The organism is Saprospiraceae bacterium (genome assembly GCA_016709995.1).
In the GTDB taxonomy this organism is placed as follows: Bacteria; Bacteroidota; Bacteroidia; order Chitinophagales; family Saprospiraceae; genus JADJLQ01.
Genome location: JADJLQ010000002.1, coordinates 597,079 through 614,642, shown reverse-complemented (window position 1 = coordinate 614,642; position 17,564 = coordinate 597,079). Strand labels below are relative to the sequence as shown.

The following is a 17,564-nucleotide window of genomic DNA, read 5'->3' as shown; positions in this document are numbered from 1 at the left end:
CTGTTCTATTATATTTTTTTATTTAATCTTTCTATTTTGGCCTCCTATGCAAAAAATAATCTGTTTTGGCGAAATACTCTGGGATATGTTACCCCAAGGCAAAATGCCCGGCGGAGCTCCCATGAATGTAGCCTTCCACTTGCACCGACTTGGATTGAATGCATCACCTTTAACAGCCTTAGGCAAAGATGATCTTGGCTATGAATTGGCAGACTTTCTACGAAGTAAACTGATACCTACCGATCTGATACAATGGAATGACCAACCTACAGGTCAGGTCCTTGTCCAACTGAATGAAAAACAAGAAGCCAGCTACAATATACAAGCTCCGGCAGCCTGGGATTTTATTAAAATCAAAGAAGAACTTTTATCCAACCTTACCCCATTAGCCCCTATCCTCGTATTCGGATCATTGGCTTGCAGGTCTGAGATCAATCGCCGCTCCTTGCAGCGATTGTGGACCGTGGCTTCCTTAAAGATCTGTGATATCAATTTACGGACACCTTTTTACAACCAGGAACTCGTGCATCATTTGTTTTCTAATACTGACTGGATCAAAATCAATCATGAGGAGTTAACGCTCATCACATCCTGGTTTGGCCTGGTGACAAACAACGAATCTGATCAGGCAAATTTGTTATTGAACACTTTCCCGGAGGTAGACATGATCCTGGTGACCAGAGGGGATCAGGGTGCAGCTTATTATGATCGGGACTCATCCTATTCTCATCCGGGATACAAAGTAGAGGTGGTTGATACAATAGGGAGCGGTGATTCTTTTTTGGCGATGTTTTTGGCCAAGGCCTTGTCAGGTCTTTCCCCTGAGGAATGCCTTCGATATGCTTGTGCTATGGGAGCTTCGGTAGCCGCCAGATCTGGTGCCACCCCGGATTTTGATCTTGGCCCGGCATTGAATCAACTAATGTCTATAGACTAATATATTCACTTTTAGTATCAAACATTTTGCTGATAAAAAATATTGTCATACATTAATGCTCTAATTCTAAAAATTATATGAAATCATTGACCAGCAAACTTGGAATTTTTGCAATCATCGTTGCTATTCCTTTCTTTTGTGAATTTGCCTTCCAACCCAAAGATAGTTGGACTTGGCCTACCAGTCCTCAAAATATGAAGGTACTCAAGGATGTCAAAGGAGATGACTTGAAAGCCGTTATGCAATCGTGGACAAAAGCATTGGGAGTAAAATGTAATTTTTGTCATGTATCCAAAGAAGGTGCGCCCTTCAGCCAATGGGATTTTGTATCTGATGCTAAGCCAGAAAAGGATATGACTCGTGAAATGGTCAAGATGACTAACGGTATCAATAAAAAATATATCACTAAAAAATTCAAATCAGAACATAAATTGACTTGTATGTCTTGTCATCGTGGAGAAAAAGTTCCAAGTATGTAGTAGTATAAAATTTCTCACAATAAGAAGGCGAAACCCGGTGATTTTCAATCCACCGGGTTTTTTTTATTTAAATCTGGTGCTACAAAGCTGACATTTTATTGATTCATTACACTTCTATTCTGAAGCCTGTATTAAATGGCTTCCAATCATTTATGTAATATCAATAAAATGAAAACAGATGTTTAAAGCTGAAACCTCGTTTGATGACAGTTGGATTTCAAAGGTCGAGCACCATTATCAACAATGCTTGTCCAAAGGCAATCTAAAAGTAAAGTTAATCGCCGATCATTTTTCAATCAGTGAAAGACAGTTTCATCGAAAGGTTAAACAATATACTGATCTGACCCCCAATCGATTTCTTCAGGAGATGCGGTTACAAAAGGCCAAAAACATGCTGTTACAAAGCAAGGCGATCACAGTCAAAGAAGTCGGCTATGCTATTGGGTTCAATAACTCGAGATATTTTTCAAATTTATTTATGAAACGATTTGGGATAAGGCCTTCCAAAATATCCAAACTTATTTAATAGCCAGCTGGTACTATTTTATCCGATTATTAAGTAAATACCTCCTGCTAATATAGAAGAAACCAAAAAAATAGCAGATATGGCAGTTTAGCAGCACTAGAATGGCAGAATTACATCAGTTACCTTTTGGATTTTTGATCATATAGGATTTTAAGTTCAAAAGCGATTTTCAGCAAGCTGCCTATGGTTACAAAAAACAATTCATCAATTACAATTTCTCCACATGATAAAGCATGGTTAGAGGAGGTATATCAAATCTATATCCATCATCTTAAGGACAGAAGGCTAAGGATCAGTTTTGTGGCTAAAAAAATGAACTTGAGCGAAAGACAGTTCTACCGACGATTCAAAGAGATATCTCCACTTACGCCTAACCAATCTCTTCAGGAATTAAGATTACTCAAAGGAAAGGATTTGCTCGAAAATGGTCATAAAATGAGCGTCAAGGAAGTCACCTTTGCTGTGGGTTACCACGATGCAAGATATTTCTCTGATATATTCGAAAAACGGTTTGGCATAAAACCTTCTCTTTTAACTTCAACTGTATAAGATAATATGTCTGTATGGTATCATTATTTTGGCAGAAATACCTCATAGACAAGCACCATCTTTGATTACAAAATATGACTAAGCTAAAATATCAGGACAATTTGACCTATTGTACACACTCCATTATATTTTCAGACAAATTCTAGTTTCAGAAGGTGCATGATTGAATGATCCTGCACCTTTTCCTTAAAGGCAAGCTTTATTTATAGCTCTCATATATACCATTGAGCAATTTCTTCATGCGATGATAAGAAGGTATACCATACTTGTTTTTCCTGGGTTTGTGATAGACATTTTCATTCATCCATTCATCGTCATATAGTTTGCTCAGGTAAAGGCTACCGTGATCTGGCACCAAGATGAGTATTTGGTCAGTTGGTTTTAAATTTTTGCGTATTTCAAACACACCCTGTATCGCTGCCCCGCCACTGGGACCGATCATGAGGCCTTCTTCAGCTGTCAGCTTAATCGCTCTTTTGATCGCTAGCTGATCCTTTACCTGGACCATTTGGTCGAGATGATCTGTGATAAAAGTCAATGGAATAATGTTTTTACCTACCCCTTCGAGTGCGTATGGTTTGATGATCGATTTGTCAAAAACACCTTCTTCAAAATATTTTTTAAGTACCGAGCCATATGCATCTACACCTATAATCCGAATATTGGGATTGCGTTCTTTCAGGTATTTTGAAGTGCCGCTCAAAGTGCCGCCACTTCCAGAACAAGCAAGGAAATGCGTGATTTCACCATTGGTTTGCTCCCACACTTCAGGACCGGTGATATGGTAATGTGCATCGACATTGTCCATATTATAGTACTGATTGACAAAATATGAATTGGGAATGCTGTCCGCGAAAAATTGGGCTTGACTATAATAAGACCTTGGATCTTCTGGCTTGACAGAAGCAGGACATACATGTACCTCGGCACCAAGTGCTACCAGAATTCTTTTCTTTTCTTCACTGATTTTATTCGGTACCGTAAAAATACATTTGTAACCACGATGGCCCCCAATCATAGCCAGTGATCTACCTGTATTGCCGGAGGTACATTCTATGATGGTACCACCAGGTTTTAACTTTCCTTCACGCTCTGCTTTGTTGATGATATACAAAGCTATTCGATCCTTCGCCGAATGCCCCGGATTGTAAGATTCAAATTTGGCGTATACATTTGAATTGACCTGGGCAGAGATAGACTGCAATTTGATGATTGGAGTATTCCCTATGGTTTCATCTACAGAGTTGAAATAGGAAAAAGCCATATGCTTTAATTTGTATAATGTGATAGAGTTTGGAGGGGTGATGCAAAGATAGATTTAATATCCAATAAAGGTTCTAATCCAGGTACGTTTATAATTATATAGAGTAAAAATAAATAAACCGCTACAAACTATAGATTTATAGCGGCTTATATATGCGTTAATTAACTTGTAAGTATGTAGCGGTATTAAGTTTTTGATTTAGGATGACACTCACCTTTCGCCATTTTCTCAGCACACTCTGCTTTGCTCATTTGGCTACAATCCATTTTTTTCACTTCTGAGGTGGAGTTGCTGGATACAGGCATTGCATACATTTCATTAGAACTCGTAGGTGCTTTATTGACAAAATTGCCAGAAGCAGGATCAAAGCTCATCTCTACCATCGAGGAATTCGCACTATAAGAACACGACTTTTTCAAATAACTAATGTCCCCTGTAGCGACATCTTTTTTGATTAACAGACCTGCATCCTGAGCAGCAACCATAGCAGCAGCTTTGCTTGCACAACATCCGGAAGCACCTGCCATGGAATGGCAACTTTGACTCTGTCCGATGCTGACCATAGCAATCATGCAGACTAATAAAAACAATTGTTTCATACTTATCAATTTTTTTTGTGAATGAAGATTTTCAAAAGTACATATTAATTTGTAGAATTGCAATGCATTAGGAGTTAATTTTATAACTCCGTACAGTGACGATACTTTAAATTTTCGTCATACTGATAAATGAAAGTAATAAGTTTAATAAGATCGGTTGTATTTTTCCTCCTGATTATGAGTTTCAACCAGCCGGGATTATCACAAAAAAAGATCGCCAACTATCCAAAAGACATCATTTATTTTGGTCAGGGAGGTGGATTTGCCGGGATAGAGACTACCTATGCATTGCTTGAAAGTGGAGATTTATACAAAAAACAATCCTTAAATGACGCTGAATACACTTTCATCAAAAGACTACCGACCGGAGAAACCAAACAAATCTTTAGCAATTATGCTTTTTTAGGCATACCTGCCATGCAACTTAATCAACCCGCCAACACCTATCAGTTTATTGAGTATGCGGACAAAGCATCCAGGCAAAAACTTGTATGGGGTGGAGCAGAAGATGTCCCTGGAAACTTAAAGCTATATTACTCTCTCTTAAAACATATCGTCACTACTACTGATAAAAAAAAGATCTAACTATGCGTTTTGTAATTTTTTTACTTACCCTTACACAGTTGGGTTTAGGCCAATCTGGTTTTAAAAACATCAATTTTGGAAACCAGGTTCCAGGTTCGACAGTACTCCAGCCTGCAAAAAAGGTACCAGGACTGTCCAACCACCTTAACACCAATGAGCCAAGTGAGATTCGCAAGAGCCTCCGGATGGGTCCGCTGACTTCTATTCCTGCACTTTCCAATATGGACTACCTCGATCAATCTTCCTTTTGGGCTCAGAGTGATCAGAAAGTCAGTTTCAATCTAAGAGCTGCCAATTCTTCTGTCTTTGCTTTCCTCCATCAATTCAAAGATAAAATGAAGGTGCAGGATGTGACCCGGGAATTTGAATATCAAAGCACAGAGACTGATGATCTGGGCATGCAGCATATTAAAGTAAGACAAGTATATAAAGGTATACCGGTGTATGGGGGTGAGATCATCATACATGGCAAAAACAATATCATGAATCAAGTCAATGGTACTGTATATGCTACTCCGACTGACCTGGATATTCATGCCACTTTGCCGATTGCACAAGTCGAAACACTCATCAAGGCAGATTTGATGACTATGGGTAAAGACCCTGATGCCCTCCTTGCTTTGGACAAACCTTCAAGCCGAAAGCTTTTCTCAAGTGAAGAGATTATATTTTATGATAAAAACAAAAAAGCCCATCTGGCTTATGCTGTTTCTATCATTGTCAATGGGTTTGAACAATGGGAGTACAGAGTAGATGCCCATACTGGAGAGATTATAAAGAAATATAAAAACTTATGCACTTTTCTTCCGATTGATCAGACATCTTTTCTTAGTCAAAATAATGCCGCTTCTTCTCCAAAATCAAATCATATAAGTAATTACAAGTTTGATTTTGACGGTAAAGCTACTAGCCAAGCTATCGATCTTCAGGGCCGAAATCTTATACTTAATACTTATCTCGACGCTGGCAGGTACTATCTCGTCGATGCTACCCGTGCTATGTTTAAAACTATTGGAGCTGACAATGAAGAACCTATAGGCGTGATCTGGACCTTTGACGGGCATAACAGAAGCCCTGCTAATCCCAGAACCTTTAACTCGAATTTAATCAATTCTACTTCCAATTCAGGCTGGATCAGCGTGGCAGCAGCCTCTGCCCATCAGAATGCGGGCCTTGCCTACGAATATTATTTGAACAAGCATAATAGGAATTCCATCAATGGCCGCGGAGGAAATATCCTTTCTTTCATCAATGTTGCTGAGGACGATGGCACCTCCATGGATAATGCTTTTTGGGATGGCGAATCCATGTATTATGGCAACGGCAAAGATGCTTTTACGCCCTTGGCCAAAGCACTCGATGTAGCGGGTCACGAAATGTCCCATGGGGTGATACAGGCTACTGCCAACCTGGATTATGAATCAGAAAGTGGTGCCTTGAATGAGTCATTTGCGGATATATTTGGACGATTAATCGATCGTGATGATTGGCTCATAGGAGAAGATGTGGTCAAAAAATCAGTATTTCCCACCGGGGCGCTGCGAAGTTTTATCGATCCTCATAATGGTGGTAATCAATTGAATGACAATGGATATCAACCTCGTATTTACTTGGAGCGGTACGAGGGTACCAAGGATAATGGCGGAGTCCATATCAATAGCGGTATCAATAATTGGGCTTTTTACAAATATGCTACTTCTATCAATGACCTTGACAAGGCGGAGAAAGTATATTATCGTACACTGACCAGATATCTTACCCGAAGTTCAAGATTTATAGATTGCCGCAAAGCAGTGATTCAGTCTGCTACAGATCTTTATGGTGCAAGCAGCGCGGAAGTAGTAGCAGCCAAAGCCGCCTATGATGCCGTAGGTATCCTGGATGGAGCGTCTACTCCAACACAGACGGATGTAGTGACCAACCCTGGTACGGATTTTATTATTTTTACGGATGATGCACAATCAGCCCTGTATATGGCAGATGGCACTGGTAAACTCATTTCCAATCCACTGTCTTCGAAACCTCCGCTCAGTAGAGCCAGCGTCACTGACGATGGGTCGGGTATCATATTTGTAGGTAAAGACAAAAAAATACATTATATCATCATCGATTGGGCTCAAAATAAGATCACAGAGACCGGCGTATTGCAAAGTGATCCCATCTGGCGCAATGCGGTGATATCAAAAGATGGCAACCGAGTTGCCGCTATCAAAGATATCAAAGAAAACAAAATTCATGTATTTGACTATACCATTGGTCAAAGCGGTGAGTGGCGAGTATTTGATCTCTACAATCCAACCTATTCTACAGGTAAAATTACAGGTGCTGTAGATTATGCTGATGCAATGGAGTTTGATCATACGAGCCAGGAGATTATGTATGATGCTCAGAGCACCATACGCAACTCCAGTGGAGTGGATATCGTGTATTGGGATATTTCTTTCTTGCGGGTGTTTGATGGCGAAAGAGCTACCTGGGCCGATGGGAAAATCGCAAAATTATTCAGTCAACTTCCTGAGAAAACAAGTGTAGGTAATGCGACATTCTCCAAAAACAGCCCTCATATCATCGCTATGGATATGCTCATTGAGGGAGCCACAGCATCCCAGACCACTTATCTTTTACTCGGCGGCAATACTGAAACCGGCACCCTGGATACTATCTTTGTCAATGGTCAGTTGTGTTTTCCTAATTTTTCTACGGCGGACGACAGAGTCTTGTTTAATGCCAATACTAACTCCAATACCAAAGTCCTGGGTCAGATAAAAGTAGATAAAAGCAAAATTAGTCCTGTTGGCTTTGCCACTGCATTGGTTCAGAACGCCAAGCTCGGTGTATGGTTTGCCAATGGTGAACGAACCATCACCACCTCTGCCAAAGATGATCTCGCTAAGCGATTCGGAGCCAGATTGTCTCCCAATCCTGTAGCCACCGATCTTATCACTTTACAATGGAAGCAACCATCTTCTATCAAAACGAATAAAATAGGGGTATACGATCTCATGGGTAAAATGGTGTGGTCAGCAAACAAGAAGTTTGGTGCGGGTGATCAGTCATGGAGTATCCCTGTAGATAAACTTCAGGCAGGCATGTATGTCATCAATCTCACCCTAGACGGTATAGGAGGTAGTTTGAAATTTATCAAACAGTAAATTTCCTTTACCTTTCCGGAATTGTTGAAGAAGGTATTAGTCATTCGTCTTAGTTCATTAGGGGATATCGTATTGACCACGCTGGCAGTACGATGTCTAAAAACTCAAACGAACTGTGAAGTCCATTATCTTACCAAAAGTGCTTTCAAAGATCTGTTGGTTGCCAACCCATACATTGAAAAAATTTGGCTGCTAGAGTCGTCGCTTGGCGAGTTGGTCCCTTCATTAAAAGCTGAAGGATTCGACCTCATACTCGATCTGCACAACAATCTTCGGTCCAGATTAATCCGGCTTCGACTCTGGCAGGTGCCCGTGGTAACTTATCACAAAGGGAATCTAGCCAAATGGTTGGCCGTATATTTTAAAATAATCAGATTGCCTAAAGATCATATCGCGATAAGATACCTTGAGTCCCTAAAAAAATATCTGGTAGAAGACGATGGTCAGGGCTTAGATTACTTTATTCCGGAAAAAGACAAAGTTGACTTAAAAACGATTGCTGTCCAATCACCTTATATCGCATTGGTGATCGGAGCAGCACATTTTACCAAAAGGATCCCTGTTGAGAAACTACAAGTGCTGACGGCTGACCTGGCTACCAAGTGGCCTATAGTAATCATCGGTGGCAAAGCAGAGGAACGGGAAGGCAAGCTACTTGAATCGGATCGGGTGATCAATACTTGTGGAAGATACTCCATAAGCCAATCTGCCTCCCTATTGGCACAATCATTCATGGTGATAGCACCGGATACGGGTATGATGCATATAGCTGCTGCTTTGAAAAAACCTATACGTAGTGTCTGGGGCAGCACCCTCGCGGAGTTTGGTTTCTGGCCTTTCTATGGTGCTCATTTTCCTGACCTCAACCAATCTTTCGAAGTATCGGGTTTGAATTGCAGACCATGTGCAAGGTTTGGCAGAGATCATTGTCCAAAAGGCCATTTTGATTGTATGCAGCAGCAGGATGTGAACAAAATAGTTCTATCCATATAACTAAGACGACCACGTTTTACCAATCATCTGTAAGACTTTTTTATTAAAATCATTGTTAATTGATTTACAGAGATTACTTGCTTTCAATTCAGGATCATGGGTACTTCAGATTTTGGTCAAACTCTCTAAATAATAATCTGAGGTTACGACGGCGATTGACTTCCAGATGTATTAAAGCTGATCGGGATTCTATGTCTCAGGATCTTTTGAACACCCCTCTATTTCATGATATACATTAAATCTTTTCTTCAGGAAGTACACTGGAAAAAAATCATATTGGTCATTTTGTTTATTATCATCAGCATCGCAATAGGCTCAATTGCATTTTGGGTCATGTGAGTCATGAGTCATTGGTATTGGTATTGCAAGTATCTTTTATCAAAATTTTAATTTCAGAATTTCATCGAAAAGATTCTTTGCAATCTTGTTCTTGATGAAAATAACAGGCCATAATGCTGGTCTTTGGCAGAGCATTTCCCAAATGGGGGTTACAAACATAAGTGTATTATAATTACCTGATTATTTTGTAATTTCCCCCTAATTCCTATTTTTAACTAACCAAAATTAAACAAACATGAAATTTATTACACTAATGTTCTTTGGACTTATGGTTGTATCCACTGCTGTAGGTCAGACCGTGTCTGGTATAATCAGTGATGCCGCCAAACAGCCGATCATAGGCGCCTCGGTCGAAGTACTAAATTCGAGCCTAGGCACAATCTCTGATGAAGATGGACAATACAGTGTCGTCTTGCCTCCGGGGCAATATAAGGTGAGGTTTCTTTATTTAGGATATATACCAGTGACCAAAGATGTAACTATTTCCAGTGGATCTCTAGAGTTAAATGTTACTATGGAAGAAGACATCCTGGGACTTAATGAAATCGTCGTCATTGGTACCCGTGGTGGTGAGCGTACTGTAATCAACTCTCCTGTACCGGTCGATATCATCGGGTCCAAAGACCTTCGCTCTTCAGGTGCCACCCAGACGATACAAGCCATTCAAAATCTGGTACCTTCGTATAGTGTCACCAAGCCTTCTATCACTGATGGATCAGACCATTTCAGACCTGCCACACTTCGAGGTCTGGGTCCCGACCAAGTGCTCATCCTGGTCAATGGTAAGCGTAGACATACCAGTGCGTTAGTACATGTCAATGGTACTGTCGGCAGAGGCAGTACGGGCGTAGACATCAATTCGATTCCTTCCAGCGCCATCGAGCGAATAGAGGTATTGCGCGACGGAGCATCTGCACAATATGGGTCAGATGCCATCGCTGGTGTAATCAATATTATTCTTAAAAAAGATGCCGGCTTTGACTTTGAGATGAGTACCGGCTCACACTTTACTAATTTTGAAAAAGGATATAAACCAGGGGAAGGTCTATTTGATGGCATTACCAATCAATCCTTACAGGACAATAATGGTCCTTTATTTTCTTTTGATTATTTGACCAAAGTAAAAAAAGAATTGATCACGGATGGCCAGCGTGTCAACCTGCATGTTGGCAAAGGATTTAATATTGGCAAAGGTAATTATTATTTAAGTGGGCAGTATCGCCTGCAAGGAAGGACTAATCGCCAGGGGGATGATGTGAGGATAAATTATTTCAGTGGAGACTCCCGTGAAAATAGCTTTGATAGAACTCAGAATTTCAGATATGGCGATAGTAAGTTTAATGACTTTAGTGTATTTCTCAATGGTGAAAGCCCATTGTCAGATAACACCAGCTTCTATTTATTTGGTGGTGGCAATTACCGGGATGGCCTGTCAGGTTGTTTCTTTAGAAGAGCAAGTGATAGTCGCACGATTCGATCGATCTATCCGGATGGATTCCTCCCTTTGATCAATGCTAAACTAACAGACCTTTCACTCGGTGCCGGGCTAAAAGGAAAGATTGGTTCAAAATGGAATTATGATCTGAGTGAAGTCATCGGCACCAATGCCTTTAGACTGGATATGAAGAACACACACAATACTTCGCTAGGTAATATTGGAGCATTTTCTTTTCCGGACAAAGACATTCAGCAAAAGACAGAGATGTATGATGGTACTTTACATTTTACACAAGCCACTACCAATTTTGATATGAACAGGAGTTTCCCTTCGAATTTCGCCAGCCCTCTCAATCTGGCACTCGGAGCTGAGCTTAAGTTTGAAAACTATAAAATCAGTCCTGGCGAAATATCATCTTATTATGATGGCAATGCCATATCCGGAGGTGTTCAGGATGGTCCTAACAAAGGGTCAAGAGCTGCAGCCGGCTGTCAGTGTTTTCCCGGATGGAAAGACAATGTATCTGACAGCCGATCCAGTATGGCTATCTACTCAGAATTAGAAACACAACCCACCAAGGGATGGACTACCTCTGTTGCAGGCCGGCTGGAAAATTTCTCTGATTTTGGATTGGCCGCGAATGGAAAATTTGCAACCCGGATCGAGCTCTCGCCCATAGTTGCACTTCGTGGAGCTATCAGCACAGGCTTTAGAGCCCCTTCTCTTGGTCAGTCCAATTATTCAGCTATTCAGACTACGACTTTAGGCACTTCCTTGATCGAAACTGGATTTTTTCCTGTAGGCACAAAAATCGCTAAAGCGCTTGGAGCGACTGACCTTAAAGCTGAAAAATCGGTCAACCTGAGTGGTGGAATTACTTTTAATGCAAAAAGCTTTGCTTTAACTATTGACGGATATCAGATCAATATCCGGGATCGGGTGATTTTATCTGAACAGTTTGCCGGAATAGAACGCAATGGTGTCGACTTATTAGAGCAGTATCTGATAGGTCAAGGACTCAGCGCTGCACAAGGCGCCTATTTTACCAACGCGCTCAACACCCGTACCCGTGGTCTTGACATTATCGCCAGGTATGGTATCGATGCAGGCAAAGGAAGGATGAAATTTATTTTGAGCGGCAACTTTAATAGCACCAAAATCACTAACAAAGATGAAGTAACTACGCCTGCAGCACTTAAACAATACTCTGAAACACCGCTTTTAGGTGAGTTAGAATTTAATCGATTTGAGAATGCTACTCCAAGAAACTCCTTCAATTTTTCGACGACCTATGATGCCAGTCGATTCAATGCACTGGTGAGATTTATTCGATACGGTTCAGTACGATCTGGTGATTACAATGATTTTGGCAATATAGTCTATCAACGATATGGCGCCAAAGTGTCTACCGATCTTGAATTAGGATGGAAACTTTCATCGGCTTCTTCTGTTTATCTCGGTTCCAATAACCTGTTTGATGTGTATCCGGACAAGTCAAGAAAAGATCTGGCTTTCAATGGTATCTTTCAATATGACGGCACCTCTCCCATTGGTTTCAATGGCAGATACGTATATGCCAGGTTAACCTATAATTTGAAAAAATAATATCTCACTCGAATCAAGAACAAAGGGCTATAGCACGCGTTGCAAATAGCCCTTTTTTCATTATGCTGCTATGTTCTCTGCAGATGATACCTGAGGTAGTATATCCAGGATGTTTTTGGGCTTAGGTTCTAATCGTTCTACTATGTCCGACAAAGTACTCCATCGTTGCAAAGCATAGGGTATCGTGTCAAGTCCGTTTAAAAATTTGATCAGGTAATAATAAATGCCAATAAAATCACCTGCCAGAACCGGGCTGGTAGAAGAATCCGTAGTGATGATGAGAGAAAAAAATATGACTACAATGACCAGGATTTCCATGATTCCAAAATTGATGGCTTCCTGATCGGAGATCCTGATTTGCCATTGCTGAAGTTTGATAAAATGATCATGGATAAGATTGGTATTGCCATGGGACAATACATCTACTTGTTTCTCCAGCTCATCATTTTTGGATTTTTGCAAGCGACGCATTTTTCTGCCATACCACATACCAATGATACCTACCGGAAACAATATCGCAAGGCATAACCATACCAGGGAAGATTGGTAAAAGGCCAATAATATTAAAGACCCAAATATATTATACCCCGCTTCAAGGATAAAATAGACATCGTATTCCATAAAGTCCACCAGGTCTTTGGTCAGTGATGATCTGGCACTCAGTTTACTTATATTATTGAGTTGCGTGTCTTTTGAAGTCAATGACTTCATGATTGAAGTATAGATAGCTGAGTAGGTTCTTGTGTCAAACCGATGTCTAAAATAACTAATCACTAACCACGACAAGTGTATTATGGTCAGGATGACCAATCCTTCGTAACTTTTGTTTATAAGGTCATTGATAGCATTGCCGATCAGCAAGGGCCTAATTAGGGAGCCAGCCATCTCCAGGGTATACAATATATATGTAAGGGCCAGTCTTGACCTATGGACCCAAATCAAACCTTTTATTTCATTAGCTTTCAATAGCATAAATATTTTTATTTTTTATATATAATGACGCAAAACACAGCCCGGCCTCTTTGTGAAGCCTGTTATAATCAAAATACCTGCCTTAATTGTTTCTGTGAAACTGCCTTTTAGACATCCAAAAATAAGGTAAAGTTTAAGCAAAGCGCAGCCTCCACAGCCGGATTCTGACTGTGGGTGATCTAAGGTGCTGGCAGTCAGGAAGTGGGGGCCTGTTAAATTTGGGTTATAAATTATTTAACGCATATTTGCTGGATAGCATGTCAACCAAGATTAGAATTAGTCAGCGTATTATAAATATACAATAAATATATAACGAAATTAATTAATATGTAATTCTTTGTCTTTTTTATCAATAGCTAATTGATCAAGCGTATACTCCGTAGTATCCCCATGGAAAATAGGGACGATATAATGACCAGAATCCAACCTTGCGTGAGGAAATGACTTTTGAATCAGGCTCCACGAGGCAGGCATCACCTTACTTTGAAACAGATAAATAACCTCTAAAGAATTGAGAGCTGTCAAGGAAGTCAATCCCTTTTCTGAGACTGAAGTGCCAGTCAAATTAAGAGACCTTAGTTGTGCCAATGAAGCCAATTTGGAAATATTGGTATCGTCTAAAGAAGTTCCGGTCAAATCCAATTTTATTAAGTGCACAAGCCCGGCTATAACTTCCAACGTTGTATCGTTTAATTGAGTATTTTTCGCTGAAAGCCAGGCTATATTTGGAGCAATTTTTTTTAAAAGCATCCAATCACTGGTTTTCAAAGTAGCTCGGTTCAGTATCACATTGAGATAGTTGGTGTTTTGTGCAACGGGTAGGACCAGGATGCCAATGCTGTCCAAGGATTTAAGAACATGAGGATCTGCTGCCCGGATAACCATCTCGGGCAATAGTGCAGGTGCTTGTTCTTTCGAACCTTCGGTTAATTCTTCAAGGATATATCTGATCTCAGGTGAGGTAGAAGCCTGTAAGACCAATTTATCTTGAGTAGGGTCGTTTTGTAGCCACCATTCGATGAGTTTAATTTCTTCTGGTGTAGGCTGAGGCTTGCCGGAAGGAGGCATATGATCCTCGTCAGAGGTAGGTAATGTGATCCGATGATACATCTTACTTAGCTCCGGAAGACTCGAAAGGATATCACCATGCTTTCCACCCTGAAGGATATGGTCGATACCGTCTAATCTTAAAGCTCCTTTTTTCTTGACTGCCGAATGGCATGACCAACATTTTTCAGCCAGAATAGGCTCGATGATATCATGATATACCAAGGCTGAATCAACATTGGTGACTAATGGAGGCTGGTATTTTTTAAAACTAAAATTAAGGTAGTCGTCACCATGGGTTAGAGATCCTCCCAAATGTCCTGTGATAAATAATCCCAGCGTACTAGCCACCCAGGCCAGATGCTGTACAGCATTTTTATACTGTCGGGTTATGGTCCAGAATAAGAACCCAACAAGGATGGTAAACCCAAAACCAGACCATTTATGATTGGATAACAATGTCTCGGGATAACCTCCGCTTTGCGAAAGAAAATACCCTGAGAGCACTGACGCGATACTAACGACCAGGGTGGTACCCACCACCAACGGAATCACTTTTTCAAATGTAGATCCATTGCTACGGCGACTCCATACTTTCAATAAAATGGCCATCAACATCATGCCGATGGGCAAATGCACCACCAACGGGTGAAACTGAGCTATAAACTGGGTCACTACTGATATCTTTCTTTTAAAAATTTCATCATATATACATTGATATCCCATTGATCCGCCAAGGGTAGATGGGTATAGGGCACAGTAGGAAGATAATTGGGTGGCCCAAACTCGGTGAGAAAGGTCATTCTCTTACTACCTGCTTTGATACGATGATCTATGGCTTTATCCCACCATTCTACATGTTTTTTAAAAGTGTATGCCCATTCCGGAGCGCGTGGATCATTGACCTGGGGTCCCTCTTCGTGGCCGACTCGGGCATGTATATGTTTTGTCCTTCCCAGGGCCAGATCTACACTTTCAGACTGGTCTGCCAGCATCGATTCATGTACGTTGGTCCAATGTGAGATGTCCAGTGTGAGATACATGTCCGGATATTTTTCCAGAAAATGCCTCGTGGTATGAGCTGCAAAACACATCCTGCCCCGATGAGTTTCGTGCAGTATGTCTATCCCTGTTTTGGCCATTCGATCCAGAGTATATTCTATCAGGCTACAATTATGATCGTACCTAAAGTGGTCTTTGCCGGAATGGCAATTGACATATAGAGGTCTGAGGTGGATATTGTCAATGGCGGCATCAATATTGATTTTAAAGGTACGGGCATGTTCTTCATATTCAGTACCATTGCCACTGGTTAGAAAACCCACCTGGAGCTGGTATTTTTCCAAAGCATCAAACAACTCTTTTTGTTCTTCTTTGGTCCCCGGCCACCATATCTCCAATCCATGATATCCTGCTTCTTTAATCTTTTTACAGAAACTATCGATAGTGCCTGAATATCCCCAATTGGTGGCCAATACGATGATCTCCAGCTGGGATTTAATCTGCGTGGAGGAAGGTAATAATTCTAATGAAGATAATATCACTGGAGTAGAGGCAAGGGTATTTTTTATAAATTTTCTTCTATTCATTTTAAGCAATGATTTGTTTGATCGGCTTGCCCGCTACATCGGTCAATCGGTATGGCCTGCCCTGGAAGGAATATGTAAATTTTTCATGATCGAACCCTAACTGATGGAGGATAGTGGCTTGTATATCGTAAGGTGTGACTCTTCCACTGACTGGGGAATAACCCATTTCGTCAGTAGCCCCGTAAGTATGTCCTTTTTTAATACCTCCCCCTGCCATCCACATCGTGAATGCTTCTGAGTGATGGTCCCTGCCGGGGTACTTATTGGGGATGCCATCTCGGTTTTCTGCCATCGGAGTCCGGCCAAACTCACCTCCCCATACTATCAAGGTGTCCTCTAACAATCCACGCTGTTTCAAATCAAGAATGAGTGCGGTCATAGCTTTGTCTATTGGCCTGCATTTATTGATGAGACCTACATCGACCGATCCATCAGCCACATTTCCATGAGTATCCCATCCCCAATCAAAAAGTTGAATAAACCTCACCCCACTCTCCACCAGCTTGCGGGCCAGGAGGGCGTTGTTGGCAAAAGAAGACTTACCCGGTTGAGTACCATACATCTCGTGAATATATTGTGGTTCGTCATTGATATTCATGACCTCAGGCACAGCAATCTGCATTCGATAGGCAAGCTCATATTGGCTGATTCGGCTTAGTGTCTCCGGGTCACCATATTCAGTATATTCCTGTCGATTGATCTCGTTGATCGCATCGATCGAAGCTTTGCGAAGATCTCTTGGAATGCCTTCGGGATCCTTTAAGAACAATACGGGTTCACCCACATTGCGACACTGCACCCCCTGGTATACTGAAGGTAAAAATCCACTACCCCAGACACTTTTACCTGCATCTGGATTGTGACCACCTGAATTTAAAACGACAAATCCCGGCATATCACTGTTTTCTGATCCCAGGCCATAAGTCACCCATGATCCGATACTTGGCCTGCCCAGGCGCGCGCTGCCTGTATGCATGAGCAGCTGGGCGGGAGCGTGATTAAATTGATCAGTAGATACTGCTTTGAGGAAAGACACTTCGTCAGCTATAGTCTGGAAATGAGGAAGGTAATTGCTGATCCAGGCTCCACTTTGTCCATATTGTTTAAAATCTGCTTGCGAAGCCAACATCTTAGGCACTCCACGAATAAAAGCAAATTTCTTGCCTTCGAGAAAAGACTGGGGACAAGCCAGGCCATCGACTTTTTTTAGCTCCGGTTTGTAATCGAATAATTCCAGTTGCGACGGCGCGCCTGCCATATGAAGATAGATGACTGCCTTGGCTCTTGGTGCAAAATGTGGTGCTCTTGGAGCCAGCGGATGGATCGAATCATAGGAGGAGAGATTGTGTATGGCGTCATTTTTAGATTTACACCCGGTCAGCGCGGCGCCAAAGGCTATACCTCCCAGGCCCAAAAAAGATTCGCGTAGAAAGTTTCTGCGAGTATGTCTGATCAGGTCTCTGTGATATGCTTCGAGGGAAATATTTTTT

Annotated in this window: 14 protein-coding genes; 8 read left to right on the top strand and 6 right to left on the bottom strand. The window is 41.2% G+C overall.

What is annotated here, in order from left to right:
* Positions 1 to 46: 46 nt before the first annotated feature.
* The 4 genes from IPJ09_16990 (at position 47) to IPJ09_16975 (ending at position 2,491) form a co-directional block, all read left to right on the top strand.
* Positions 47 to 937 (top strand): carbohydrate kinase, encoded by an 891-nt coding sequence (locus tag IPJ09_16990; GenBank protein ID MBK7373104.1) that lies wholly within the window; start codon positions 47 to 49, stop codon positions 935 to 937.
* A 77-nt stretch (positions 938 to 1,014) separates the two neighbouring features.
* Positions 1,015 to 1,416, top strand: a complete 402-nt coding sequence (locus IPJ09_16985) for a c-type cytochrome (protein MBK7373103.1) — start codon at positions 1,015 to 1,017, stop codon at positions 1,414 to 1,416.
* Between the two features lie 178 nt (positions 1,417 to 1,594).
* Positions 1,595 to 1,942: an AraC family transcriptional regulator gene (locus IPJ09_16980; protein MBK7373102.1), complete on the top strand. Its 348-nt coding sequence runs from the start codon at positions 1,595 to 1,597 to the stop codon at positions 1,940 to 1,942.
* Between the two features lie 183 nt (positions 1,943 to 2,125).
* Positions 2,126 to 2,491, top strand: coding sequence for a helix-turn-helix transcriptional regulator (locus IPJ09_16975; GenBank protein MBK7373101.1), 366 nt, complete (start codon positions 2,126 to 2,128; stop codon positions 2,489 to 2,491).
* 199 nt (positions 2,492 to 2,690) lie between these two features.
* On the opposite strand, the gene IPJ09_16970 is transcribed toward IPJ09_16975, so the two are convergent.
* On the bottom strand, positions 2,691 to 3,755 hold the full coding sequence (locus tag IPJ09_16970) for a cysteine synthase family protein (GenBank protein ID MBK7373100.1): 1,065 nt from the start codon (positions 3,753 to 3,755) through the stop codon (positions 2,691 to 2,693).
* A gap of 185 nt (positions 3,756 to 3,940) precedes the next feature.
* A complete protein-coding gene (locus tag IPJ09_16965) occupies positions 3,941 to 4,354 on the bottom strand; it encodes a hypothetical protein (GenBank protein MBK7373099.1) in 414 nt (137 codons plus the stop codon).
* A 177-nt stretch (positions 4,355 to 4,531) separates the two neighbouring features.
* Between IPJ09_16965 and IPJ09_16960 the strand changes: the two genes are divergently transcribed.
* The 4 genes from IPJ09_16960 to IPJ09_16945 all read left to right on the top strand — a co-directional run bounded on the left by IPJ09_16960 (position 4,532) and on the right by IPJ09_16945 (position 12,466).
* A complete protein-coding gene (locus IPJ09_16960) occupies positions 4,532 to 4,939 on the top strand; it encodes a hypothetical protein (GenBank protein ID MBK7373098.1) in 408 nt (135 codons plus the stop codon).
* A gap of 2 nt (positions 4,940 to 4,941) precedes the next feature.
* The gene (locus IPJ09_16955) at positions 4,942 to 8,091 is read left to right on the top strand and encodes a M4 family metallopeptidase (GenBank protein MBK7373097.1); all 3,150 of its coding nucleotides are present in this window, start codon (positions 4,942 to 4,944) and stop codon (positions 8,089 to 8,091) included.
* 21 nt (positions 8,092 to 8,112) lie between these two features.
* Entirely contained in the window at positions 8,113 to 9,084 is a 972-nt protein-coding gene (locus IPJ09_16950) for a glycosyltransferase family 9 protein (protein MBK7373096.1), read from the top strand.
* A gap of 574 nt (positions 9,085 to 9,658) precedes the next feature.
* Complete coding sequence (locus tag IPJ09_16945) at positions 9,659 to 12,466, top strand: TonB-dependent receptor (GenBank protein MBK7373095.1); 2,808 nt, start codon at positions 9,659 to 9,661, stop codon at positions 12,464 to 12,466.
* A gap of 60 nt (positions 12,467 to 12,526) precedes the next feature.
* Here IPJ09_16945 and IPJ09_16940 read toward each other — a convergent pair whose 3' ends face one another.
* From IPJ09_16940 to IPJ09_16925, 4 genes are all read right to left on the bottom strand, one after another.
* A complete protein-coding gene (locus tag IPJ09_16940; GenBank protein MBK7373094.1) occupies positions 12,527 to 13,438 on the bottom strand; it encodes a hypothetical protein in 912 nt (303 codons plus the stop codon).
* A gap of 318 nt (positions 13,439 to 13,756) precedes the next feature.
* Positions 13,757 to 15,160: a hypothetical protein gene (locus IPJ09_16935; GenBank protein ID MBK7373093.1), complete on the bottom strand. Its 1,404-nt coding sequence runs from the start codon at positions 15,158 to 15,160 to the stop codon at positions 13,757 to 13,759.
* Entirely contained in the window at positions 15,160 to 16,074 is a 915-nt protein-coding gene (locus tag IPJ09_16930) for a TIM barrel protein (protein MBK7373092.1), read from the bottom strand. The genes IPJ09_16935 and IPJ09_16930 overlap by 1 nt, the downstream gene beginning before the upstream one ends.
* A gap of 1 nt (position 16,075) precedes the next feature.
* Entirely contained in the window at positions 16,076 to 17,557 is a 1,482-nt protein-coding gene (locus IPJ09_16925; GenBank protein MBK7373091.1) for a DUF1501 domain-containing protein, read from the bottom strand.
* Positions 17,558 to 17,564 lie beyond the last annotated feature (7 nt).